The sequence below is a fragment of the Clostridium sp. CF012 genome (assembly GCF_018861755.1).
GTDB lineage: Bacteria > Bacillota > Clostridia > Clostridiales > Clostridiaceae > Clostridium_AD.
In genome coordinates this window covers 365,977-389,724 of sequence record NZ_JAHLEF010000001.1, presented here as the reverse complement: position 1 = coordinate 389,724, position 23,748 = coordinate 365,977, and the positions used below count along the sequence as shown (strand labels likewise).

Sequence of the window (23,748 nt, the reverse complement as noted above, 5' to 3'; positions counted from 1 at the left end):
GAGAATGATTTATGAATATTAATGCTTATATCCAAAATACAAAAATATTTAATGAACTTCAAAAAAATGAACTTCAAAGGGATGATGTAGAAGGCAATAAGGAAAGCAGTAGTTTCTTAGATACTTTAAAAGAAAAACTAAATGAAGTTAATGATAAACAAATCGAATCAGAAAATCTTACTCAAAAGTTTATAAAGGGTGAAGAAGAAGATGTACACAAGGTTATGTTATCCACAGAAGAAGCTAAGCTGTCTTTAGAATTGGCGGTGCAAATTAGAAATAAACTTGTTGATGCCTATGGGGAATTTAATAGAATGCAGATATAGTAAGGGGTGCAATATATGAACAAGCTACATGAAATAAAGAATAAGCTATCGCAAGGTTGGGGTAATTTAAGTAAAAGCAAAAAAATAGCTTATAGTCTACTTACGAGTGTAATTATAGTAGCCCTTATCTCTTTTTTTATCAGAGCATCTTCAACTAAGTATGATGTGTTGTTTTCCAATATGACACCCGAGGATTCAGGTGCTATTGTTGCAAAGTTAAAAGAGAAAAAAACTCAATATAAGATAAAAGGAAGCTCCATACTAGTGCCTAAGGGTGAGCTTGACAGCCTCAGAATGGAGCTTATGTCAGAGGTTAAAATTACAGAGGGAAGTAACGGGTTTGAACTTTTTGATAGTGGTAAAATGGCACCTACAGATACAGAGACTAAAATCATGTACCAAAGGGCTTTATCTGGTGAAATAGAAAGAGCTATTAAGTCTTTTCCAGAAATTGAAGGAGCTAAGGTTAATTTGGTTCTACCAGAAAATACAGCATTTGTTAGAGAGACTGAACCAGCTAGTGCTTCTGTTGTAATAAAGCTTAAAGCAGGTACTAAACTTGACAATGCGCAGGTAAAGGCCGTAGTAGCATTGTTAACCGGAGCCGTGGAAAACCTTCCAAAGGAAAATGTGAGTATAGTATCAGATAAATTTCAGCTTTTGACCGAGGGTTTATATGACGAAGAAAAAGATACAATAACTGGGTCTACAGATAAGCAACAAGTATTAAAAGCACAAATTGAAAAAAATTTAGAGGCAAAGATAATGAAGGTATTAGAGCCAATATATAAAAATGGAGTAAAGGTTTCTGTTAACTCTGAACTTGATTTTGATGCACTTAAAAAAAATAGTGTTAAATATGAGCCAAAGGGAACCATTGTAAGTTCTCATGATGTTGAAACCTGGAACGGTGGCTCTAGTACTGGATTATCCAAAAGCCCTGTAGATGATGGGGTGATAGATAATGCGGCGCAAAACACATCGCCTACAACTGCGAAAGATGGGAATGTTGTAAATAGAGATAGTACAAAAAATTATGAAAATTCAAAAACAGAGGAAATTTTAGTCAAGGCTCCTGGAGGAATTAAAAGAATTACTACCTCAGTTGTATTAGATGGTAATTTAGATGAAAATACTAGAACTTCTGTAAATAATTTAGTAGCGAAGGCTATAGGCTACTCTCAAGAAAGAGGAGATTCTATAAGTGTAGAGGGGTTAAACTTTAATAGTGATAGTAAAAAAATGGCCGAAAAAGCACTGCTAGATATAGAGAATGCTAGTAAATCAGCTGAGAAAAAAGCGCTATACGCTCGTATTGCATATGGAGCTCTAGCAATTATATTATTTATTATATTGTTAATTGCAATTCGAAGGTCTAGTAAGAAAAAAGAAACAGCTTCAGGGGGCATTGATATGATAATTGGAGATAATGTTGCTCCAAAGCAACAAGAAATTTATCCTCCTATTGAATTTGAAGATAATAATAAAAAATTCCATATGGAAAAAGAAGTTAAAAAGTACGCTTCCGAGAAGCCAGAACAAGTTGCTGAGATAATTAAGTCTTGGTTGACAGAGGATGAGAGGTGATAAATAATGGCTAAAAGCGAAAAACTTACAGGGGTTCAGAAGGCAGCTATATTATTTATAACTTTAGGGCCGGACGCTTCGTCGGGTATAATAAAAAAACTGCCAGATAAGGATATTCAAAAGGTAACTTATGAAATTGCTAATATAGCATCAGTTAAATATGAACAAAGACTGGTAATTCTAGATGAATTTATGGAGATGAATAAAGCAAAGGATTTTATTATAGAAGGTGGACTTGAGTATGCGAGGAGTTTGCTTTCAAAAGCACTTGGTTCACAAAGAGCAAAGGAAATATTAGACAAGGTTACGGAAGAAACTCAACAATATAGACCATTTTCAATTGCAAGGAAAGCGGATGCACATCAACTTTTGAATGTTATAGCTAATGAACATCCACAAACAATAGCACTTATTATGTGTTATATGCAAGCGGACAAGGCTGCTCAGATAATGGCGGAGCTTCCAGTAGATTTGCAAAGTGAAGTATCTTATAGAATCGCAACTATGAGTAGTATTTCTCCTATGGTTATTAAAGAAATTGAGAAGGTCCTAGATGGAAAATTATCATCTGTTATTAGAACTGATAGTACTGTGGTTGGTGGAATAGAATCCCTAGTGGATATTTTAAATCAAGTAGATAGAACCACAGAAAAAAATATTACGGAAGGCCTTGAAAGAGAAGATTCAGAACTGGCAGAAAAGATTAAAGAATCTATGTTTGTATTTGAAGATATTATCACATTGGATGATGTTTCAATACAAAGAGTTCTAAGAGAAGTAGATTCTAAAGATTTATCTCTTGCATTAAAAGGATGTTCAGAAGAAGTTGCAAATGCTATATTCAAAAATCAGTCAAAGAGAGCAGCGGCATCTTTAAAAGAAGATATGGAGTTCCTTGGACCAGTTAGACTTATGGATGTTCAAAAGGCACAACAAAAAATTGTTGGTATTTTGAGAAGATTAGATGAAGCTGGTGAAATCGTACTTTCAAGAGGTGGTGAAGATGCAATCGTCATTTAATGTTATAAAAAATTCAAGGGTTTTAGATCAGGGAAATAGAGAAATAAACACTCAGTTAAGCGAAGATTCTGAAGTGGAAATTCTTGGAGAAAATCATAGCATTAAAAAAGCTAACATGGAAAGTTATGAAAATATTGCTAAAAATATTTTAGTGAATGCAGGGAGAGAAAGCGAAAAAATTATTTCAAAAGCCTTTATCGAAGCAGGAATAACAAAAACGCAAGCTTTTAAAGAAGGGTTAGAACAAGGGCACAAGGAAGGCTATGAAAACGGTTATAACGAGGCTATTTGCGATGCAAAGCATGAGGCAGAAGAACTAAAAGCCATGGCTGATGAAATATTAACTGCAGCAAAAGGCGAGTATAATCAGTATTTGATGGATAAAGAACGACATATAAAAGCCTTAGTTTTAAGTATAGCTGAGAATATATTGAAAAGAGAAGTAGTGGAAAAAGATGCTTTAAATGAAATGATTTTCAATTGTATAAAGGCTGAAAGAAATATAAAATCCTATATTATAAAAACTAATAATTCGCATTTTTCTAACATAAAGCAGCAAATTGAAAATTGGAAATTTAAGCTGGCTTTTCAAGGGGATATATTTGTAATAGAGGATAATTTTTTAGATGATGGAACTGCTGTTATTGAAAAAGATACAGGTAAAAGTATTGTAAGCATAGCTTACGGTATAGAAAAAATAATAGAAGTTTTTCAGGAAGAACAAATACAAATTTAGAAAGGCGAGAACTATTATGATAAATCTAAATTTTGAGTATTTAATGAATAAAATTCCTGATATTAACTACACTTACTGCGAAGGTGTGGTGAAGAATGTTATAGGTCTTACTATTGAAGTTCAAGGAATAACGGCTTTTGTTGGTGAAGTGTGTAAAATTTATAATATATCAAATGAAGAGATCTCTTGTGAAGTTGTTGGGTTTAGAGATAAGGATGTAATTTTAATGCCGCTGGGTGAACTAGTGGGTATATCACCAGGATGTAGAGTGGTACCAACTGGAAGTCCCTTAAGCGTTAAATGCTCTGAAGATTTGTTTGGAAAGGTCTTAGATGGCCTAGGCAATCCTTTAGATGGACCTGAAATCACCCAATATACAACTTATTCATTAAATGCATCTCCACCAGATCCACTAAAAAGACGTAGAATAACAGAGGTGTTGCCTACTGGCATTAGGGCAATTGACGGGTTTTTGACTTGTGGAGAGGGCCAAAGAATAGGTATTTTTGCAGGTAGTGGAGTAGGTAAGAGTACAACCCTTGGAATGATAGCAAGAGAAGCAAAAGCAGATGTAAATGTTATTGCACTTATAGGAGAGAGAGGACGCGAAGTACTGGATTTTATAGAAAAAGATTTAGGAAAAAAGGGAATGGAAAAATCAATTATCGTATGTGCAACTTCTGATAAACCAGCTTTAGTAAGATTAAAAGGGGCATTTACAGCTACAGCTATTGCAGAATACTTTAGAGATCAAGGTAAAAAAGTCATTCTAATGATGGATTCAGTTACTAGATTTGCCATGGCACAGAGAGAAATTGGACTAGCTATAGGTGAGCCGCCAGCCACTAAAGGATATACTCCATCAGTGTTTGCAATGTTACCTAAATTAATGGAACGTAGTGGAATGTCACAAAAGGGATCTATCACAGCTTTTTATACAGTACTTGTTGATGGTGATGATTTTAATGAACCAATAGCAGATGCTGTTCGCGGAATACTAGATGGACACATAGTTTTATCAAGAGCCCTAGCTGCAAAAAACCATTATCCAGCTATTGATGTTCTAGGTAGCGTAAGTAGGTTAATGTCTGAAATTGCTACAGTAGAGCATAAACAAGATGCCTCCACAGCTAGGGAGCTTATGGCAACTTATAATGATTCTGAAGATTTGATAAATATTGGGGCATACGTAAAAGGCAGTAGCAAGAAAATTGATAATGCAATTAAATATAATGATAGCATAGAGTCTTATTTAAAGCAGGGTATAAATGAGACTACAGACTTTAAAGATAGTTTGAATATGTTAAACAAGATATTTAATTAGTGGTTATGCGAGATATTCTGAAAGGTTCTTAGAGAGGAGTTTTTAAATTGGCAGGAGTATACAAGTTCAGACTGCAAAAGCTTCTAGATATTAGGAAAGATTTTGAAGATAAAAGTAAACTTGAATTTAAAGAAGCTCAAAGAGAAAAGAAATTAGTGGAAAACAAGCTATATAATTTAGAAGAAAAATATAAAACTCATAGAAACGTAGACGCATATCAATCAGTTGTTCAGCAGAAAATAATACAGAATTATTTAAATGCTTTAAATTTTGCTATCAATGATACTAACTCTGTATTAGAGGAAAAAGAAGAGATACTAGATGAGAAAAGAGAAAAATTGAAACAATGCCAAATTGAAAAAAAGACTGTAGAGATTTTAAAAGAAAAGCAAATGAGTGCTTTTTTTAAAGAACAAAACTTAATAGAACAAAAGACTAATGATGAATTTGCACTTTATGCTTTTATTAGAAATAAACACAGGGAGAGGAGGTGAAAAAAATGAACGTAAATATGAATTTGATGACAAAGGCTACTTCTAAAAAACAGGATATTCCAAAGCAATCAAATAAAAGTGAAGAGTTTAAGAAAATTTTAGATAACCGTGAATTAAACTCTAGGAATTATTCTGGTGGGAACATTCAGAAGAAATACAATAAGGATCAGAATCTGGATAAGGCAAAAACGGAAAATCAGGGTCTTAATGTTGAAAAGAAGTATGCTGAAACCAAGGACATTGAAAGCAAGGGTACTGATAAATACACAGAGGAAGGCGATATTTCAAAGGAGTTGAACAACTCTGATGATAACAAGGATTTAAAAGTAACTAATCTCATAGAAGAAGCTTTAGCTAAACTTAAACAAACTGCGGAGGGTTCATCGAAAGAATTGGAAGGACCCGATAAATCTGGGTCACAAATGGAACAACTGCAACAGTTACTTCAATTATTCAGTTCTATGCTTAAAAATGTTTCTGAGGCTTCGGTAAGTACAAAGGTTGACAGTGAGCTTAAATCTATTAATTTAGAAACCCTATTGGGTGTGGAACAATTAATAGGTGGGGAAAAATTAACTCCTGATGTAAAGAGTATGTTGAAAAATAACCTTAGTGAAATTGTTGCACTGTTAGAAAAATCAAAAGGAAATAACAACCTGACTTCTGAAACAGTTGATGTGATACAAAAACTAACTACTAAAATCTTGGAGGTAAAGGGCGATTTGAATTTATTAAAAACATCTACTTCACAAACTGTTGGCGTAAATAGTGATGATGTATTAATAAAAGAAAATCTGCTAAAAAAAGTAATAGAGCAAAGCACTAAGACAGCTTCTGAAATTGTTCCTGAAAATCAAATGCAAAGTTCAAGTGATGCTAAAAAGGATAATAAATCTTCTGGAAATAGTTCCTTTGAAGAAAAATTTCTTAATAATTTGCTTGGAGAAGATAAGGATCAATCAAAAATATCTAAAGCAGTAAATTTTATGAATCAATTTGAAGCTGTGAAGACTGTAGATGCACCTAAAGTACAAATGCCCAATATAGTAATTGATAAAAACAACGTTACAGTAGATGTTATTAAATCAATAAAATTTATGGAAATTAACAATATTAAGGATTTAACAGTAAAAATGAATCCTAAGGAACTTGGAGAAATAACTATAAAGCTTACTATGGAAAGCGGGATTATGAAGGCTAGTATATCAGCTTTAAATAAGGACACTTATAATTTATTGAATCAAAATATTCAGGATATAAGCGATAAGTTAAAAAATATGGATATTAAAATTCAAAGCTTAGATATAAATATTTATGAGGATTCCACATTTTTTAATAAGAACTCAAATGAGAAAAATAATAATGGTAGTGAAAATAATAACAGAAATCAAAATATGGGTTTAGAAGATGAAGGCGATATTTCTATAAGCAATAACTATGCTATAGAAGAAAATCAGGTAAATAAATTTGTTTAAAAATTTAGTACCTTGTAAAATAAAAAATGTAAGGGCGCGATAAATATGGCTACAAATGGACCGATAATAACACCACAAACAAAGGACGCGGATAGGTCAGCAAGAGCAACTGACAGAGGAACTAGAATTGTTAAAAAAGGTGAAGAGATGGACAAGAACTCTTTTTTGAAAATTCTTTCAGCGGAACTTTCTAACCAAGATCCAACTAAGGGTAAGGATGGTACAGAATTTGTATCTCAATTGGCTCAGTTTGCGGCTCTTGAGCAGATGACAAATTTAAATAGCACAGTAGCCTTTTCAACAGCTTCTTCACTTGTGGGTAAGGTGGTAGCTTTTAGTAGTTATGATGCAAATGGAATGCAATATGGAGGCACTGTGAAGGCGGTTTATAAAGAAGCAGGTATAACTAAAATGGCAGTAGAAATTGCAGATGGATCTATAAAAGATTTCCCGGCAGACTCTTTGACAGATATTTTAGATGTACCAGACTATAGATTAGATTATATAAATGGAAACACAAGCTTTTCAAGTGCAGTAAGCTTAATGGGTAAAAAGGTTGAAGCTTTGGTGCAGGAAGGTACCGATGTAAAAAATATTATAAAATATACTGGTATAGTTAAAAGCGTTTTTAGGGATGCAAAGGGTACTAATTTAACTATTGCATGGCAGGAAAATGGAAAAGAAATTACCAAGGATGTAAACTTTGGAAACATCTCAAGAGTAGAATAAAAAAGTAATTAATAGCGATGGTAAGGTGATGTTGGTATATGTCTTATAGAGTGGTAAATGGCAAACTATACTCAACTATAGACTTTACTGAGTATTCCGTTGATGGTTTGCAAAATAAAAGTAATAAAGTTAATAACAAAGGCAGTTTATCCAATGAAGAAAAAAATGCCTTTAATAAGATTTTAGATAAACAAATAAGAAAAGAAGAGTTTTTCACCATATCTTCTCATGCTGCACAAAGGATTAATAGTAGAAATATTGATTTTGATGATGAGGATATGAAAAAGATCAATGAAGGAATAAATATAGCAGACAGTAAAGGTGCTAAACAATCATTAATATTATACAAGGATATGGCACTCATAACCAGTATTAAAAATAGGACTATAATTACTGCTTTTGATAAAAATCAAAGCGAAATAAGTGTAATAACCAATATAGATAGTGTAGTTATGATATAAGCTGGACCTTTTAGGAAGCTTAACTTTGTGGAGGTACAGAAGCAAGGTAATTACTAAGAAAGTTACAATTGCATTATAACTCTATTGGAATTTAGCTTAAGAAGAAAAAATATGGAGGTAATAATATGTTAAGATCATTATATGCAGGAATAAGTGGAATGAAAGCAAATCAAGTTAAATTAGATGTTATAGGAAATAATATAGCGAACGTTGGAACTACATCTTTTAAAAGCGGAAGAGTTAGGTTTCAAGATATGGTAAGCCAAAGTATGTCTGATGCATCTTCACCATCAACCAATCAAGGTGGAGTTAACCCAAAGCAAGTAGGACTAGGAGTGCAAGTGGCAGGAATAGATACTATGGTAGGTCAAGGGATGATGCAGCCAACATCTAGAAATCTAGATGTTGCTATGGATGGAGAAGGGTATTTAATAGTTGCAACTGGACCTGTTGATGGAAAAATAGCAGTTGATGCAGCTAAACACACTATGGGAACTGGAACATTAAATACATCATATACAAGGGATGGAGCTTTAACACGAGATCATGAAGGTCATTTATTAACCTCAGATGGGTTTAGGGTTATGGGCTATGCTATAGGTGGAAGTTTAAGCTATGCGGGAACTGTACTTACCACAAAATTTGTAGATGCAAATGGCCCTGTGCCTACTACCCCAGTTACTGACATTATACCATTAACAATACCAGATGAAGTAACTGTTGTTCCAATTCCACCAGCTACAGCAACTACAGCCAAGGTAAAATCTTTTTCCATAGAAAAGGATGGAACTATTAAGGCCACTTTAGATAATAATGCGGTAACTATAATTGGACAGATTGCTATGGCATCATTTAATAACCCAGCAGGACTAGGCAAGCTTGGTAAAAATTTATATGAAAGCAATTCTAACTCAGGAGAACCTGTAGTTAGATCAGCAATTGGATCTGATAAAATTACTGATAATAGTAAAGGTTACGGTGCTATGCTTTCAGGAATGCTTGAAATGTCAAATGTTGACCTAGCTGAGCAATTTACAGATATGATAGTTGCAACTAGAGCCTTCCAAGCAGCGGGTAAGACAATTAGCACAGGCGATGAAATATTACAGGAGATAATAAATCTAAAGAGGTAGTGTAAACATAAAATATTAGAGTGAATTTGTAGTAAGTCTCAAGTACAAAATTATTTGAGACTTACCAAATCCTCTTAAATTTATACATATAATATAAATATATCATTAGGAGGTCTCATGATAAAACTTACGGGATTAAATAAAGAGGAATTTATCTTAAATGCAGAAGTTATAGAAAAGATTGAAACAATGCCAGAAACATTAATAACTTTAGTAAACGGCAAGAAGTACATTGTACTTGAAAGCACAGATGTAGTAATTGATAAAATAATAAAATATAAAAACAGGATATTTACTGGCAAGTTATAGGGGGTAGGGGCATGAAAAAACATGATATTTTGACCACTATTGGAATTGTAATAGGGTTTGGGTTAACTATATGGGGGATGGCATCTGGGGGAACTAGTTTAAAAATATTTTATGATCCGGCTTCAATAGCGATTACAGTAGGTGGGTCATTTGCGGCACTGCTAATAGCATATCCTGTTTCAGCTATGAATAAAGTACTTAAGGTCATTGTACAATCTTTTAAAGAAAGTACATCCTCTAGTTCTGAGATTATTAATAGCTTTACATCACTATCTAAAAAAGCAAGAAGAGAGGGCCTTTTATCACTTGAAGATGAAATGTCTCATCTTACAAATGAATTTTTGAAAAAAGGACTACAAATGGTGGTCGATGGTCTAGAACCTGAAACAATCAAAGATATTATGGAACTAGAAATAGGAGAGATGGAAAGACGTCATGGTGATGGAGCTAATATGTTAAAAGCTTGGGCGGCTTATGCACCAGCCTTTGGTATGCTTGGTACACTTATAGGACTTATTCAAATGCTTGCAAATTTAAGTGATTCCTCAGCGCTGGCTTCTGGTATGGGAAAAGCATTAATAACTACATTTTATGGTGCATTACTCGCAAACTTAATATTGGTTCCTATGGCGCAAAATCTAAATTATAAATCTAGTATTGAAGTGAATAATAGAGAAATGATGCTTGAAGGAATACTTGCAATTCAATCTGGAGTAAATCCAAGAATAGTTGAAGAAAAGTTAACATCTTACCTATCACCTTTTGACAGAGCTAAATTTGTTGAAGAGCAAGCAAAAAAAGCTGGGGTGACAGACAATGTCTAGAAAAAAAAGTGGTGGAGAAGAAATGAGAACTGATGCTTGGCTAGCTACCTTTGCAGATACCATGACACTTCTTCTAACCTTCTTTGTTTTATTATATTCATTTTCAACAGTTGATGCTGCAAAGTTCAAACAAATTGCATCATCTCTTCAATCAGTACTCACAGGTGAAACAGGAACCAGTATTTTAGATTTTAGTGTGAAAAATGGAGAAGTACCATTAGTTGGTGAACCAATACCCACTAGCACACCTAATAATAATACTGAAGATATATATGAAAAGGTTCAAAGTTTCATAAAAAAGAATAAACTAGAAGCTATAGTAGTAATTAAAACTGATAACAGAGGGGTTATAATTCAACTTAGAGAAAATATTTTATTTGAAAGTGGAAAAGCAGAAATTATAGATAAAATTAAACCAGTGCTAGATTCGATAAATGGCCTACTAGCTACTTTACCTAATGATATTGTAATAGAGGGCCATACAGATAATATACCAATTAGTAATTATGAATATGAAAACAATTGGCAACTATCCTCTGCTAGAGCCTTAAATGTACTTGAATATTTTGTTAACATCAAGGTACAATCTCACCCAAACAGATTTAAATCTGTTGCTTGTGCTGAGTATCAACCTATTGTACCTAATAATAGTGATGTAAACAGAGCTTTAAATAGAAGAGTAAATATTTTAATTGTTGCAACTGAAAAGGAGGCCACTAAAAAATGAGTGATAAACCACAAAAGGGAAATGTTTTTAGGATAGCTATTATAGTTCTGTTGGTATTAGTTGTAGTTGGCGCTGCAGCCTTTGGAGGGATGTATTTTGCTGGTATGAAAGCTCCTACGGCAAAATCAACTAATGCTTTGGAAACTAATGAGGTAACTTATTCCTTAGATGAATTCTTAGTGAATCTTTCAGATGAGGATGGACGAAGATATCTAAAGGTTAAGGTTTTTATAGGATACGAAGATAATAAGGATTTAACTGCAGAATTAGAAATAAAAAAGCCGATTATTAGGGATGTTGTCAATACTTCTATGAGGGTGAAGAAAACTACGGACTTTGGTGCTGTAGGCGTTGACGCTATAAAGAATGAACTTATTAAGAGTATAAACCCTGTTTTAACTAAAGGAAAAATTGCTCATATATATTTTAATGATATATTAGTACAGTAGGTGATAAAATTATGGACGGAGAATTTTTGATGCTACTTATTAAAATTTTATTGTTTTTACCTTTCATATTACTTATATTATATTTATCCTTAAAATACGGCGGAGATAAACTCCAAAAGTTGCAAGATGGGCGATATATGAAAGTATTAGATAGAATTGCCCTATCTAAGGAAAATAGTATTTTAGTAGTTAAAATTGGTGAAAAAGCCTATGCAGTATCTTCTAGCTCTAAGGAAATCAATATTTTATTTGAGGTGCCACAAGAAGAAATAATTACAATTCAAAACGCTAAAGAGATACCTCAATATAAAGACATGAAGGAATTATTCAAAAAACATATTTTGAAAAAGGAAGGTAAAGATGAAAAGAAAAAATAGAAACTTATTTGTTTTTGCTTTGGTTATGTTAATATTGGGGATTGTTACAATTAAAATCGTAAATGCTGTTCCACAAACACTACCAATACCTAAAATCAATCTTTCCATTGATAAAGCAACTACTCCAACTGATTATGTGGATAATATTAAGCTGATAGTGATGCTTACTATACTTACCCTACTTCCTTCATTTATTATAATGACTACCAGTTTTGTAAGGATAATTATAGTGCTATCCTTATTTAAGAGTGCTATTGGAATTCAACAGGCAATACCAAAAGAGGTTATAATTGGACTTGCTCTATTTTTAACATTTTTCACTATGGCTCCAACTTTTAAAAAAGTCAATACCGATGCTTTAACTCCATATATGAATAATAGAATAACTCAAAGTGTTGCCATTGATAAAGGCTCTAAGCCTATTAGAGATTTTATGCTAAAACAGACCAGAGCTAAGGATTTGAAACTTTTTTTAGAAGTGGGAAAATTAGAAGATACAGTTAAAAATGAAGTTGATGCAAAAGGTAATGTAGTAATGAGTAAGGGAAAGCCTAAACTTACCTATGATAAAGTACCCCTATATGCTGTGGTGCCCTCTTTTATAATAAGTGAACTAAGGCGAGCTTTTGAAATGGGGTTTTTATTATTTATCCCTTTTATTATAATAGATATTGTTACGGGTAGTATTCTTATGGCTATGGGAATGATGATGCTACCACCGGTTATGATTTCTCTTCCCTTTAAATTATTGTTATTTATAATGGTTGATGGGTGGAATTTATTGGTGAAATCGTTGATTATGAGTTTTAGTTGAGGTGAATTAAATGACAGAGAGCATTGTGTTGTCCGTAATAAAAGACGCTATTCAAACATCAATATTGGTATCAGCTCCCATACTACTTACAGCCACTTTAGTAGGGCTAATAATAAGTATATTTCAAGCTACTACTCAAATCCAGGAGCAAACATTAACATTTGTGCCAAAGTTACTTGCAGCAGCACTAATTGGCTTATTAATGGGTAGTTGGATGCTTCATACGTTAGTTGGCTTTACAACTAGGATTTTTGAACTTATTGCTAATATGGGAGGTTAGGTGGAGTTATATTGATTAATACAGCTTATTATTTAGGCTTTATAATGGTGCTACTTAGAATATCAGCATTCGTTATGGGTATACCAATTTTCTTTCCTAAGGGTACTCCAGCAATGGCAAAAGTTGGATTTTGTGTTGTTTTCACTTTTCTGATTTTACCAGGCGTTAATTATGAAAATGTAAGCTTAATTACTAATAACACTGGACTCGTAATATTCTGTATAGATGAGGTTATTACAGGGTTAACATTAGGTTACATAACAAAATTTTGTTTTTTCTCAGCACAAATGGCTGGGCAGCTTATGGATTTCCAAGTTGGATTTTCCATGATGAGCATGTTTGATCCTATATCTAATGAGAATGTTACTTTGCTTGGAAGGTTACTTTATTGGGTAAGTATGGTAATGTTTTTTGTTGTAGATGGTCACCACATGTTAATAAGGGCTATCATTGATTCATTCAATGTTATTGTGCTTGGTAAGTTTATACTTTCACAAGCAACTGCTATGATGATGGTGAAAGTATTTGTAGAGTTTTTCACATTAGGGTTAAAAATAGCAATACCAATTATTTTAATAATTATTATTACAGATTTATGTCTGGGTTTGATATCAAGAACAGTACCACAATTAAATGTTATGATTTTAGGTATGCCAATAAAAATACTAGTAGGACTCAGTTGCTTTGCACTAGTGCTACCAGCTGTTATGAAGTTAATAGTAGGTTCATTTTATACTATTCCAGATATAATTAAAGCTTTTTATAGAGTAATACCTATGCTAATTGTTATTTCTGCAGATAGTGGTGAAAAAACCGAAGAAGCTACTCCTAAAAAGAAAAGTGAGTCAAAGAAAAAGGGTCAAGTAGCAAAGAGCAAGGAATTATCCTCTACTATTACACTTTTAACCTCAACGTTTTTATTGATAATACTTGGTGCCTACATGTTAGAAAATTTAAAAGATGTAATAATTCTTTTCTTAAACAATTATTTAACCTTGACTGTTACTGAGGAAACTTTTAGCACTGTGCTTTTTGTTTCTATAATTAAATTTGGGCTTTTGATTTTACCAATTGTGGTGCCTATTATGATAATGGGAGTTGTGGCAAGCTTAATGCAATCTGGTTTTATATTAACTAATGAACCACTTAAACCCGATTTAAAAAAACTAAGTATGATAAGTGGATTTAAGAAAATTTTTTCAACAAGATCCTTAGTGGATTTATTGAAAAATTTAGCTATAATTACCACCATAGGAGTTGTGGCTTACAATTTTATTAAAAGTAATTATTTAGATATGATGAACTATGGAAGCCTGAAAATAGATGCTGTTTTAGGTGTTTTTGGTAAATTGGTAATATCTATATTTTTTAAAATTGCAATAATTATGCTGATAATATCTGTCATTGATTTTGCATACCAGAAATATAAGCATAACAAAGAACTTAAAATGAGTATCCAGGAAATTAAAGAAGAATATAAACAACAAGAAGGAGACCCGCAGATTAAATCGAAAATCAGGCAAAAGCAAAGAGAAATGGCAGCAAGTAGAATGATGCAACAAGTACCAGATGCTACTGTGGTTATAACAAACCCAACTCATTTAGCTATAGCTATTAAATATGAGCAAGGAGGGGAGGGTGCGCCAATAGTCGTAGCTAAAGGTGCAGATAATGTGGCAATAAAAATAAAAGAGGTTGCTAAAGAGAATGACATCCCAATAATTGAAAATAAACCACTAGCAAGATTAATATATAAAGATTTAGATTTGGGCTCAGAAATCCCAGCGGATATGTATGAAGCTGTGGCAGAAATATTAGCATTGGTATACAAATTAAAGAAAAGAAAGTAAAGGATGATATTTGTGGCTAAGGAAACAAAATTTAACATAAAAAATAATTTAGATGTTTTAGTTGCCGTTGGTGTAATAGGAATAGTTTTAATGATAATTATTCCATTACCACCAAGGCTTCTTGATGTAATAATTGCACTTAATATGACACTGGCAGTTGTTATTTTATTACTAACAATGTTTACGACAGAAGTTTTGCAATTTTCAGTTTTTCCAACATTATTGCTTATTACAACACTTTTAAGATTAGGGTTAAATATTTCATCTACAAGGCTTATATTAACAGAAGCTTATGCAGGTGATATAATTGAGGCCTTTGGTGAATTTGTTGTTGGAGGTAATTATGTAGTTGGTATAATTATTTTCTTAATAATAATCGTTATCCAGTTTATAGTTATTACAGCGGGTGCTGGCAGAGTTTCAGAAGTTTCTGCTAGATTTACGCTAGACGCTATGCCAGGTAAACAAATGAGTATTGATGCTGATTTGAACGCAGGGGTTATAAATGAAGACCAGGCAAGAGAAAGAAGAACAAAATTGCAGGACGAAGCCAGCTTTTATGGGGCTATGGACGGAGCTTCAAAATTCGTAAAGGGAGATGCTATAGCTGGTATAATTATTACCATAATTAATATTTTTGGTGGGATAATTATAGGTGTAGTAATGCTTGAAATGCCCATTGCAAAAGCTACAACCACTTATGTTAGGCTAACGGTTGGGGATGGTCTTGTAGGCCAGATTCCGGCGCTTTTAATATCAGTTGCTTCTGGTATTCTCGTTACCCGGTCTGGTAGCACTACAAATTTAGGAACTCAAGTAACATCGCAGCTTACTGCATTTCCAAAAGTAATAGCATTATCATCAGTGGTGTTATTAGTTTTGGCTGCAATTCCAGGTATGCCTAGTCTTGTTTTCATTATATTATCTATTGCTACGGCAACCAGTGCATATTTTTTACATAAGGATGAAAAAGATCAAAAAATTATGAGAATAGAAAATGATGAACAAGAAAACTTTGAAACTGAAAACCGCGAACCAGAAAATGTAATGAGTCTGATTTCTGTCGAGCCTATGGAAATAGAAATAGGATATGGACTAATTCCGCTGGCAGACGAAGCTACAGGGGGCGATTTATTACAAAGAATTGCTTCAGTAAGAAGGCAGTGTGCGTTGGAAATGGGAATTGTTGTTCAACCCATTAGAATTAAAGATAATTTGCAACTTAAAACAAATGAATACGTAGTTAAGATACGTGGAACTGTAATAATAAAAGGTAATTTAATGCCAAGTATGCTGCTTTGTATTGACCCAAGTTCCGAGGATATTAATATACAAGGAATTAACACCGTTGAACCTACTTTTGGACTGCCTGCAGTGTGGATAAATAATGATCAAAGAGAAGATGCAGAAATCAAAGGGCTAACAGTTGTAGACCCAACTACTGTAATGGTAACTCATTTAACAGAAACTATTAAAAATCATGCCTTTGAACTTCTAGGTAGGCAGGAAACTAAGCTATTAATTGATTCTGTAAAAGAGAAATATAATACTGTAGTGGAAGAATTAATACCAGATCTTATGACTATTGGTGAAGTACAAAAGGTTCTTCAGAGCTTACTAAAAGAAAGAGTAGCTATAAAGGATATGGTTACAATACTCGAGTCCTTGGCGGATAATTCTAGGATAACTAAGGACATTGAAGTATTAACAGAATATGTTCGTTTTTCACTGGGAAGAAGTATCTGTAATGGACTAGTTGACGACAATGGGGTTATAACAATTATAACCCTATCACCGGAAGTTGAAAATATTGTTTCTAGCAACATCCAAAAATCTATACAAGGTTCTTTTCCAGCAGTAGATCCAGATACCACAGGTAAAATATTAAATTCTATTAAGAATAACATTAACACAATTTATTTTCACAATAACCAACCAGTAATACTAGTATCCCCAAAAATAAGGCCAGCATTTAGAAAGCTAATTGAAATGGTATTTCCTGGAATTTACGTCCTTTCTCTCAATGAGATACCAAATGAAGTGGAGATTAAAACTGAAGGAGTTGTAACTCTACAATGATTATAAAACGATATATAGTTAATAGCATGAATGAGGCCATGACAAGAATAAGATATGAACTAGGGTCGGAAGCTGTAATTATAAGTCAAAGGAAAATCCGAAGACCAGGAATAAAAGGATTGTTTTCACCGAAGGTTATCGAAGTTACCGCTACGGTGGAAAATGAAATAAATCCACAAGATCAAAATGTGAAGGATAGCATCGAAGCAATTAAAAAAGTTGTGCAACAGCAAAATGAAATTAAAAATTACCCTAGAGAGACTGGAAAACAAGAGAGTGTAGTACATAAAAGTTCTAGGTATTCTGAGGAGAATAATAATATTATAAACAGCAAGGTCAACACTAATGATTCCACTGTGGACTTAATGGATGAAATGAAACAAATGAAAACTATGATTAGTGAGCTGGCAAACGTTAGTAAGTTAGCCGCTGTTAATAGCCCAGGAAATAATAAGAGTGATATAGAGAAAATATTAGAGGACAATGATGTAGATAGCGAGACTATATCAAAAATAATCATAAAAATTGAAGATTATAAAATACAAGATGATGTAATCAAATTTAATGAATTCCAAACTAATGAATTCCAAACTAGAGAATATGAAAAATTAAAGCTTGTATTAAAAGAAATGATTCATGTGACTATACCAAAATTAGAAGGTAGAATAGTGCTGGTAGGACCAACGGGGGTAGGGAAAACTACTACAATTGCAAAACTTGCAGGAAGACTAGCTTTATTAGAGAAAAAGAAAGTGGGATTAATTACTGTAGATACTTATAGAATTGGCGCAGTTGAACAACTTAAAACTTACGCTGACATTATGAACATACCTTTTAAAGTAGTATATGATATGAAGGATATGGAAAATGCTATAGGAAGTATGAGTGAATGCGAGGTGGTATTAATTGATACTACCGGAAGAAGTAGTAAAAACAAGATGCAAATTGCTGAATTAAGAACATTTGTGGAAAAAGCAGATACAAAAAATGTCCATTTAGTGCTTAGTTCTACAACAAAGAATAAAGATATTAAATATATTATTGAAGGATATCAAATTTTGCATTATAATAGTATAATAGTAACTAAATTAGACGAAACTTCCACTTATGGTTCTATACTTAATATATTAGAAACTGCACAAATACCATTGAGTTTTGTGACAACTGGTCAAAGTGTACCTGATGATATTAAAGAGTTGTCGGCTGACAATCTTGTTAGTCTTATATTAGGAGAGGATTCTATATGCTAGACCAAGCGCAAAGATTGAGACAACTGGCAGTGAAAAATGGCAATAGTGAGATGCATAGTAAGCCTAGAATTATAACGGTTACATCTGGTAAGGGTGGAGTAGGTAAAAGTAATATAGTGGTAAATCTATCTATAGCACTTCAGAAAATGGGTAGGAAAGTTATGATATTTGATGCAGATATTGGAATGGGAAATGATGATGTTTTAATGGGATGCTCTTCAAGATATAGTGTATTTGATGTTATAAGTAAAGGCAAAGAAATTGAAGAGGTTGTTTTAATTGGACCTTTTGGTGTAAAACTTCTTCCAGGTGGCTCAGCTCTCATGAATACTGAGGATTTGACAGAAAAACAAAGAAATGTATTTTTAGATAAGCTTACAGCTTTAAAAGGACTTGACTATATAATAATGGATACTGGTGCTGGCGTAAATAAAAGTGTTTTGGGTTTTATTGCTTGTTGTGAGGATTTAGTAATAGTAACAACACCAGAACCTACTTCACTAACGGATGCATATAGTTTGCTAAAGGCAGTTAAGCATTTTAATATTAAGAATTCTGCTAAGGTAATAGTAAATAGATCATTAGATAATAATGAAGCTAATATGACCTTTAATAAATTTAACAATGCTGTTATTAGGTTTCTCGATATGAAACTAGACTATTTAGGTAAAATCGGTGAAGATAGGAAATTAGCTTATGCAGTAAGAGCGCAACAACCTGTAATTATAAGTTACCCCAATTCGGAGGCAGCAAAGGATATAAATAGTATCGCAAGCAAAATTGAAGGCATGAAGGTTAAGTCAAATAATATGGGAGTAGAAGGGTTATTCAAGAAGATTTTTAGCATTTTTTCATAAGGGGTTGGAGTATGAGCAAAGTGGATTTTAAACTAAACAATAAATTGGAAATATTAGTTGATGAAAAATATTATAATAGCAATGTGCAAGATGTAACGGAGGAATATATAGCAATTAGTATTCCTACTAATGTAGGTGAATATATACCCTTATCAAAGGGGGATATAATAGAGGTGATTTATTGTGAAGGGGAAAATTTTTATAAATTTCAGTCCTCAGTTTTAGGACGTAAATTTGAAAATTTACCTATTTTACTTATAGCAAAACCGAAAGAAGTAAAAAAAATTCAGAGAAGAAAATACGTTCGAATATCATTAATAAGCAACGTTAAATATAAAAATCTTAAGAATCAGCCAGGCACGAGTCCTAGTACTATTGAAAGCAGTGAATATTTGAATGCTGTAATAGTTGATTTAAGTGGTGGTGGCATGAGGGTTAAAGTATCAGAAGAAATAAAGCTTAATGATTTTCTTTTGGTGTCTTTAACTGTTAATGGAGAAGATACCTTTATAGTTGGGCAAACAATGAGAATTGTAAAGGATGATGAAGGTAGATTTACTTGCGGATTGAGCTTTGAGTTCTTAGACAGTGCCACTCGCGAAAGGATAATTAAATTTATATTTCAACTTATGAGAGAACAGATGAAAAAAATCTAGGGAGGGGTTTATATGTCCATAGCTAAACCAGTTGATGCACGCGAGCAAATTGTAAAAAGCAATATACCTTTAGTAAAATATATTGCATCCAGGGTAATAATTGGGAAAACTAAATATGTCCAATATGAAGATTTAATTAGTTATGGTATGCTAGGACTTATGGATGCTTTAGGGAAATTTGATGATACTAAAGGCATGAAGTTCTCAAGTTATGCATCTATAAGAATAAAAGGTGCTATGATCGATGAGCTTCGTAAAAATAGCCCCATTTCTAAGGGTGCTATGGATAAGCTTAATAAGTACAATGCAGCTATTGAAAGCCTACAGAAGGTTCTGTATAGAGAACCTTCAACTCAGGAAATTGCAAGAGAATTAAAAATTACAATTGATGAGGTAGCTGACATTGAGAACAATATAAATTATATATCCGTAGTTTCTCTCGAGGATTTAATATTCTCTGATGAGGATGAAATGCCCCTTAGCGGTACAATTAAAGATGATAAGAGTCCAAGCCCTGAAAAGGTCTTAGAAGAAAAAGAACAAATTGAATATCTATCTTTAGGACTCGACAATCTAAAGGAAAAAGATAAACTGGTTTTAACACTATATTATTATGAAGGCCTTACATTAAAAGAAATAGGAAATATAATGAATGTATCTGAATCAAGAGTTTGCCAACTTCACAGCAGGGCACTAGTAAATCTAAGAAAAGCTCTAGTAAAACTGAAATATGAAATAGTATAGAATTTGGAGTGAATTATATGACAGGTTTATTAATTTTTATTGGATTAATTCTTGTAATTTTAAATGTGTTATCTATAAGAAAGCAGAATAAGTCTTTTAATGGAGTGCTGACAAATGCCATAGAAGATACTCATGATTATGACATTAGAATAGGTGAACTTAGACGAGAATTTTCCGAAAGTATTTTAGAACTTCAAAGTGAATTAATGCATATTAAAGAAAATATGGAAGAATCTAATGGAGCAAATATAAATTATGAAAAAAGTACTTCATATATGCAAGATGTTAACGATATAGATAGTAATGATAAAATTCAAGTTAGAAACAAAAATGAAATTATTATTGAATATGCACATAATAAAAACAGTGAAAAGGTTGAGGAAATAAAAAGATTATTTGCCGAAGGATTCCCTGTAGAAGAAATATCAGAAATAATGCATCTAGGTAAGGGGGAAGTACTATTAATAAAGGATTTATATATAAGATAAAAAATTTAATAGACTTTCTAAGTGATAGAAAACTTCTAATAGGAATAGGAATAGGACTGATTATTTCTTCTGTTTTATTAAGTAGTGCAAAGATAAATTATGAAATGAGTAAAGGTAAGGTAGAAATAAAGGCTAGAGGGTATGGTATGCGTTACCCTGATGAAATGCCAATTATTAATAATAAGGATGTGGAAAAATGATTAGAGGGCTTTATACAGCAGTGACAGGACTCATAACTGGAGAAGCAAAACAAGGTATAGTAACTAACAATTTAGCAAATTCCAGTACAACTGGTTTTAAAAGCGAAAATATATCTATTAAAAAATTTGATGATGTATTAATACAGAACTATGACAAAATTGTAAATGGTAAAAATACAAGAAATACTATTGGCTCCCTTAGCATGGGAAGTAAAATTGATGATTTGAATACATATTTTACTCAAGGGGTTATTCAAACAACTGACAAACCCACAGATTTTGCAATTGAAGGAAGAGGATTTTTTACGGTGCAAAGGAATGATGGTATTGCAACTAAAAATTATTATACTAGAAGTGGTGATTTTCATGTTGACGGACAAGGATATTTAGTAACAGATAGCGGAGATAAGGTCTTATGTAAAAATAAAGCAACAAACGCAGTAGAACCTCTAAATGTTTCCGATGGTAAACTTCAAGCTGATAAAAACGGAAATATCTCAGTTAATGGTGAAAGCATATATAAATTAAATACTGTGGACTTTGCAGATTATAAAACCCTTAAAAAAGTTGGAGATAATTTGTTTGAGGCAACGAATCCAATTCAAAATCAAAACATTACAGTTAGACAAAACGCATTGGAAAAATCTAATGTTAATGTTACAAATGAAATGGTAAATATGATGACAATTATGAGAAATTTTGAAAGTAATCAAAAAGTTATTCAAGCTATTGATGAAACTTTAGGAAAAGCTGTTAATGAAGTTGGCACAGTAAGGTAAAATATTAATGAGGGGGGGATGTAGCAGATGTTAAGACTTATAGGGAATAGTAAAGGTTCTATGATGGCGCAACAAGAAAAATTAGATTGTATATCAAATAACATTGCAAATGTAAATACCAATGGTTATAAAAAAATCAGTGCAAATTTTAAAGACCTTGTTTACGAGTCACTTGATAGAAATGGATATCCAGTATCTGCTGATAAAAAGGGCAAATCAATACTACAAAATGGTACTGGCGTTAGATTGGGGGAGTGGACAAGAGATAATATGCAAGGTAGTCTCACATCTACAGAGCTTCCAACGGATTTAGCTATAGATGGTACCGGCTATTTTGAGGTGGTTCAACCGGACGGTAGCAAGGCTTATACAAGGGCAGGTAATTTTTTAACAGATGCAAGTGGCACTATAGTTGACCAAAAGGGAAATAGATTAAGTATAATTGATAAGGGTATTAATATTAATAGGTTAGATGGACCTTATAAATTCAATGCAAATAATTTTCATGTAGATGAAAAAGGCCTTGTAACTATAAAACAAAACAATGTAGATTTACAGGTGGGAAAAGTGAGAATTTCAAATACTAAAGGGGATAATTCAATGATTTCTGTAGGAGACAGTTTGTATATGCCAAAGCCTGGTGTGCAGATTTCAGAAAGTGATGATTATTCTATTAATCAGGGGTATTTAGAATTATCAAATGTTGATATTGCAACAGAAATGACAGATATGCTTATAACTCAAAGAGCTTTTCAGCTTAGTTCGTCTGCTTTAAAAACCGCAGACGAAATGTGGCAAATGGCTAATAACTTGCGCAAATAAATTTATTATTAAAATGGACATGCTTTTAGAAGCGTGTCCATTCTTAATCCCCAGAAATAATAAAATAAAATAGTTTTAATTAAAGAGTCCCTTTCATATATTAATATTAAAGTGCGTAATAATATGATATGGGGGGGATGGAAATGGGAATAGGATATGTATTTGGATGTTTATTTAGTATATTGCTATGGAAACTAGATAGGCAAGGGCTTTTTTATTTCATTAACATAAAATTAAGGAAAAAAATCAAAAATATATATGCGGTACAATTTTTATATTTCTTAGTTGTAATTGCTATTTATATTGGGCTTTCTTTTGTAAAGAGCAATGAGGTATACAATGCATTGACAGCTTTTATAGTAATAGATGTAAGTAATACAGAGAGAAAGAATTTAAATCATACTGAAAGAAAACATTTTTATGACACAATGTCCACTATATCTAGATCCTTGGTGTGTGGATTTATTGCGCCGTTATTTTATATTATAGTTTTTGGAAACGAAGCCGCTATTGTCTTTACTTTAATCTTTAATTTAAGTTTTGACGATAGTTTGAATATAATAGGTGTAATTCTATCTATAGCTTGTATAATTCCAGCATTGATAGCAGAAATCTTTCTATATGCAATTTATGTTTTCAAAAACAAAAACTTAAAGATAAAATTTAAAGGGGATTACATCAATAATCTTTGGAAAACACCACTGGTAAATGTGGATATTTTAGCTGCATATATTGAATCTGTTAATTTTTATTTTTATTATAATGGAAATAATATGCATTATTTAAAAAGCTATGGGGAATATAACAATAAGATTGATGATGCATGCATTAAGGATTATTTAAGTGTAAGTTATACTATATGTTTCATCCTTTTTATTGCTATTCTTCTTATACAGCTATTATAGTTGTATAAGAACACTTATTAATAAATTTAAATAAAAAAACAAAGCATTTGAAA

At 32.4% G+C, this 23,748-nt stretch carries 27 protein-coding genes; all 27 read left to right on the top strand.

Features of this window, described 5'->3' with window-relative positions:
- Positions 1–11: 11 nt before the first annotated feature.
- The 27 genes from fliE to KPL50_RS01870 all read left to right on the top strand — a co-directional run bounded on the left by fliE (position 12) and on the right by KPL50_RS01870 (position 23,695).
- Entirely contained in the window at positions 12–326 is a 315-nt protein-coding gene (fliE, locus tag KPL50_RS02000; protein WP_216296752.1) for a flagellar hook-basal body complex protein FliE, read from the top strand.
- A 15-nt stretch (positions 327–341) separates the two neighbouring features.
- On the top strand, positions 342–1,913 hold the full coding sequence (gene fliF, locus KPL50_RS01995) for a flagellar basal-body MS-ring/collar protein FliF (protein WP_216296751.1): 1,572 nt from the start codon (positions 342–344) through the stop codon (positions 1,911–1,913).
- A gap of 6 nt (positions 1,914–1,919) precedes the next feature.
- On the top strand, positions 1,920–2,933 hold the full coding sequence (gene fliG, locus KPL50_RS01990; protein WP_216296750.1) for a flagellar motor switch protein FliG: 1,014 nt from the start codon (positions 1,920–1,922) through the stop codon (positions 2,931–2,933).
- The gene (locus KPL50_RS01985; RefSeq protein WP_216296749.1) at positions 2,917–3,669 is read left to right on the top strand and encodes a hypothetical protein; all 753 of its coding nucleotides are present in this window, start codon (positions 2,917–2,919) and stop codon (positions 3,667–3,669) included. Before fliG ends, KPL50_RS01985 begins: the two co-directional genes overlap by 17 nt.
- Positions 3,670–3,685: 16 nt before the next feature.
- Complete coding sequence (fliI, locus tag KPL50_RS01980; RefSeq protein ID WP_216296748.1) at positions 3,686–4,993, top strand: flagellar protein export ATPase FliI; 1,308 nt, start codon at positions 3,686–3,688, stop codon at positions 4,991–4,993.
- Between the two features lie 47 nt (positions 4,994–5,040).
- Positions 5,041–5,487, top strand: a complete 447-nt coding sequence (gene fliJ, locus KPL50_RS01975; RefSeq protein ID WP_216296747.1) for a flagellar export protein FliJ — start codon at positions 5,041–5,043, stop codon at positions 5,485–5,487.
- Positions 5,488–5,492: 5 nt separating this feature from the next.
- The gene (locus tag KPL50_RS01970; protein WP_216296746.1) at positions 5,493–6,962 is read left to right on the top strand and encodes a flagellar hook-length control protein FliK; all 1,470 of its coding nucleotides are present in this window, start codon (positions 5,493–5,495) and stop codon (positions 6,960–6,962) included.
- A 45-nt stretch (positions 6,963–7,007) separates the two neighbouring features.
- Entirely contained in the window at positions 7,008–7,691 is a 684-nt protein-coding gene (locus KPL50_RS01965) for a flagellar hook capping FlgD N-terminal domain-containing protein (RefSeq protein ID WP_216296745.1), read from the top strand.
- A gap of 38 nt (positions 7,692–7,729) precedes the next feature.
- A complete protein-coding gene (locus tag KPL50_RS01960; protein WP_216296744.1) occupies positions 7,730–8,152 on the top strand; it encodes a TIGR02530 family flagellar biosynthesis protein in 423 nt (140 codons plus the stop codon).
- A gap of 125 nt (positions 8,153–8,277) precedes the next feature.
- Positions 8,278–9,285, top strand: a complete 1,008-nt coding sequence (locus KPL50_RS01955; protein WP_216296743.1) for a flagellar hook-basal body complex protein — start codon at positions 8,278–8,280, stop codon at positions 9,283–9,285.
- A 117-nt stretch (positions 9,286–9,402) separates the two neighbouring features.
- Positions 9,403–9,594, top strand: a complete 192-nt coding sequence (locus tag KPL50_RS01950) for a flagellar FlbD family protein (RefSeq protein ID WP_216296742.1) — start codon at positions 9,403–9,405, stop codon at positions 9,592–9,594.
- An 11-nt stretch (positions 9,595–9,605) separates the two neighbouring features.
- The gene (locus KPL50_RS01945) at positions 9,606–10,418 is read left to right on the top strand and encodes a motility protein A (protein ID WP_216296741.1); all 813 of its coding nucleotides are present in this window, start codon (positions 9,606–9,608) and stop codon (positions 10,416–10,418) included.
- Positions 10,411–11,145: a flagellar motor protein MotB gene (locus KPL50_RS01940; RefSeq protein WP_216296740.1), complete on the top strand. Its 735-nt coding sequence runs from the start codon at positions 10,411–10,413 to the stop codon at positions 11,143–11,145. The genes KPL50_RS01945 and KPL50_RS01940 overlap by 8 nt, the downstream gene beginning before the upstream one ends.
- Positions 11,142–11,594 (top strand): flagellar basal body-associated protein FliL, encoded by a 453-nt coding sequence (gene fliL / locus KPL50_RS01935; protein ID WP_216296739.1) that lies wholly within the window; start codon positions 11,142–11,144, stop codon positions 11,592–11,594. Before KPL50_RS01940 ends, fliL begins: the two co-directional genes overlap by 4 nt.
- A gap of 11 nt (positions 11,595–11,605) precedes the next feature.
- Positions 11,606–11,971, top strand: coding sequence for a flagellar biosynthetic protein FliO (fliO, locus tag KPL50_RS01930; protein WP_216296738.1), 366 nt, complete (start codon positions 11,606–11,608; stop codon positions 11,969–11,971).
- Between the two features lie 25 nt (positions 11,972–11,996).
- Positions 11,997–12,785 (top strand): flagellar type III secretion system pore protein FliP, encoded by a 789-nt coding sequence (locus KPL50_RS01925; protein WP_253200420.1) that lies wholly within the window; start codon positions 11,997–11,999, stop codon positions 12,783–12,785.
- A gap of 10 nt (positions 12,786–12,795) precedes the next feature.
- Positions 12,796–13,065 (top strand): flagellar biosynthesis protein FliQ, encoded by a 270-nt coding sequence (gene fliQ, locus KPL50_RS01920; RefSeq protein WP_216296736.1) that lies wholly within the window; start codon positions 12,796–12,798, stop codon positions 13,063–13,065.
- Between the two features lie 11 nt (positions 13,066–13,076).
- Entirely contained in the window at positions 13,077–14,915 is a 1,839-nt protein-coding gene (locus tag KPL50_RS01915; RefSeq protein WP_216296735.1) for a fused FliR family export protein/FlhB family type III secretion system protein, read from the top strand.
- A gap of 3 nt (positions 14,916–14,918) precedes the next feature.
- Positions 14,919–16,994 carry a flagellar biosynthesis protein FlhA gene (gene flhA / locus KPL50_RS01910; protein ID WP_216296734.1) on the top strand — a complete coding sequence of 692 codons (2,076 nt, stop codon included), beginning with the start codon at positions 14,919–14,921 and terminating at the stop codon, positions 16,992–16,994.
- Positions 16,991–18,244 carry a flagellar biosynthesis protein FlhF gene (flhF, locus tag KPL50_RS01905; protein ID WP_216296733.1) on the top strand — a complete coding sequence of 418 codons (1,254 nt, stop codon included), beginning with the start codon at positions 16,991–16,993 and terminating at the stop codon, positions 18,242–18,244. Before flhA ends, flhF begins: the two co-directional genes overlap by 4 nt.
- Positions 18,238–19,101 carry a MinD/ParA family protein gene (locus KPL50_RS01900; RefSeq protein WP_216296732.1) on the top strand — a complete coding sequence of 288 codons (864 nt, stop codon included), beginning with the start codon at positions 18,238–18,240 and terminating at the stop codon, positions 19,099–19,101. The genes flhF and KPL50_RS01900 overlap by 7 nt, the downstream gene beginning before the upstream one ends.
- An 11-nt stretch (positions 19,102–19,112) precedes the next feature.
- Positions 19,113–19,757, top strand: a complete 645-nt coding sequence (locus tag KPL50_RS01895; protein WP_216296731.1) for a flagellar brake protein — start codon at positions 19,113–19,115, stop codon at positions 19,755–19,757.
- 12 nt (positions 19,758–19,769) lie between these two features.
- Positions 19,770–20,501 (top strand): FliA/WhiG family RNA polymerase sigma factor, encoded by a 732-nt coding sequence (locus KPL50_RS01890; RefSeq protein ID WP_216296730.1) that lies wholly within the window; start codon positions 19,770–19,772, stop codon positions 20,499–20,501.
- A 17-nt stretch (positions 20,502–20,518) separates the two neighbouring features.
- Positions 20,519–20,989 (top strand): DUF6115 domain-containing protein, encoded by a 471-nt coding sequence (locus KPL50_RS01885; RefSeq protein WP_216296729.1) that lies wholly within the window; start codon positions 20,519–20,521, stop codon positions 20,987–20,989.
- Between the two features lie 196 nt (positions 20,990–21,185).
- A complete protein-coding gene (locus KPL50_RS01880; protein WP_216296728.1) occupies positions 21,186–21,968 on the top strand; it encodes a flagellar basal-body rod protein FlgG in 783 nt (260 codons plus the stop codon).
- Positions 21,969–21,995: 27 nt separating this feature from the next.
- Positions 21,996–22,790: a flagellar hook-basal body complex protein gene (locus KPL50_RS01875; RefSeq protein ID WP_216296727.1), complete on the top strand. Its 795-nt coding sequence runs from the start codon at positions 21,996–21,998 to the stop codon at positions 22,788–22,790.
- 143 nt (positions 22,791–22,933) lie between these two features.
- Positions 22,934–23,695: a hypothetical protein gene (locus KPL50_RS01870; protein ID WP_216296726.1), complete on the top strand. Its 762-nt coding sequence runs from the start codon at positions 22,934–22,936 to the stop codon at positions 23,693–23,695.
- Positions 23,696–23,748 lie beyond the last annotated feature (53 nt).

Coding starts and splice junctions, on each gene's coding strand:
- fliE (WP_216296752.1), top strand. CDS start 12: ATGAATATTAATGCTTATATCCAAAATACAAAAATATTTAATGAACTT.
- fliF (WP_216296751.1), top strand. CDS start 342: ATGAACAAGCTACATGAAATAAAGAATAAGCTATCGCAAGGTTGGGGT.
- fliG (WP_216296750.1), top strand. CDS start 1,920: ATGGCTAAAAGCGAAAAACTTACAGGGGTTCAGAAGGCAGCTATATTA.
- KPL50_RS01985 (WP_216296749.1), top strand. CDS start 2,917: ATGCAATCGTCATTTAATGTTATAAAAAATTCAAGGGTTTTAGATCAG.
- fliI (WP_216296748.1), top strand. CDS start 3,686: ATGATAAATCTAAATTTTGAGTATTTAATGAATAAAATTCCTGATATT.
- KPL50_RS01970 (WP_216296746.1), top strand. CDS start 5,493: ATGAACGTAAATATGAATTTGATGACAAAGGCTACTTCTAAAAAACAG.
- KPL50_RS01965 (WP_216296745.1), top strand. CDS start 7,008: ATGGCTACAAATGGACCGATAATAACACCACAAACAAAGGACGCGGAT.
- KPL50_RS01960 (WP_216296744.1), top strand. CDS start 7,730: ATGTCTTATAGAGTGGTAAATGGCAAACTATACTCAACTATAGACTTT.
- KPL50_RS01955 (WP_216296743.1), top strand. CDS start 8,278: ATGTTAAGATCATTATATGCAGGAATAAGTGGAATGAAAGCAAATCAA.
- KPL50_RS01950 (WP_216296742.1), top strand. CDS start 9,403: ATGATAAAACTTACGGGATTAAATAAAGAGGAATTTATCTTAAATGCA.
- KPL50_RS01945 (WP_216296741.1), top strand. CDS start 9,606: ATGAAAAAACATGATATTTTGACCACTATTGGAATTGTAATAGGGTTT.
- KPL50_RS01940 (WP_216296740.1), top strand. CDS start 10,411: ATGTCTAGAAAAAAAAGTGGTGGAGAAGAAATGAGAACTGATGCTTGG.
- fliL (WP_216296739.1), top strand. CDS start 11,142: ATGAGTGATAAACCACAAAAGGGAAATGTTTTTAGGATAGCTATTATA.
- fliO (WP_216296738.1), top strand. CDS start 11,606: ATGGACGGAGAATTTTTGATGCTACTTATTAAAATTTTATTGTTTTTA.
- KPL50_RS01925 (WP_253200420.1), top strand. CDS start 11,997: ATGTTAATATTGGGGATTGTTACAATTAAAATCGTAAATGCTGTTCCA.
- fliQ (WP_216296736.1), top strand. CDS start 12,796: ATGACAGAGAGCATTGTGTTGTCCGTAATAAAAGACGCTATTCAAACA.
- flhA (WP_216296734.1), top strand. CDS start 14,919: ATGATATTTGTGGCTAAGGAAACAAAATTTAACATAAAAAATAATTTA.
- flhF (WP_216296733.1), top strand. CDS start 16,991: ATGATTATAAAACGATATATAGTTAATAGCATGAATGAGGCCATGACA.
- KPL50_RS01900 (WP_216296732.1), top strand. CDS start 18,238: ATGCTAGACCAAGCGCAAAGATTGAGACAACTGGCAGTGAAAAATGGC.
- KPL50_RS01895 (WP_216296731.1), top strand. CDS start 19,113: ATGAGCAAAGTGGATTTTAAACTAAACAATAAATTGGAAATATTAGTT.
- KPL50_RS01890 (WP_216296730.1), top strand. CDS start 19,770: ATGTCCATAGCTAAACCAGTTGATGCACGCGAGCAAATTGTAAAAAGC.
- KPL50_RS01885 (WP_216296729.1), top strand. CDS start 20,519: ATGACAGGTTTATTAATTTTTATTGGATTAATTCTTGTAATTTTAAAT.
- KPL50_RS01880 (WP_216296728.1), top strand. CDS start 21,186: ATGATTAGAGGGCTTTATACAGCAGTGACAGGACTCATAACTGGAGAA.
- KPL50_RS01875 (WP_216296727.1), top strand. CDS start 21,996: ATGTTAAGACTTATAGGGAATAGTAAAGGTTCTATGATGGCGCAACAA.
- KPL50_RS01870 (WP_216296726.1), top strand. CDS start 22,934: ATGGGAATAGGATATGTATTTGGATGTTTATTTAGTATATTGCTATGG.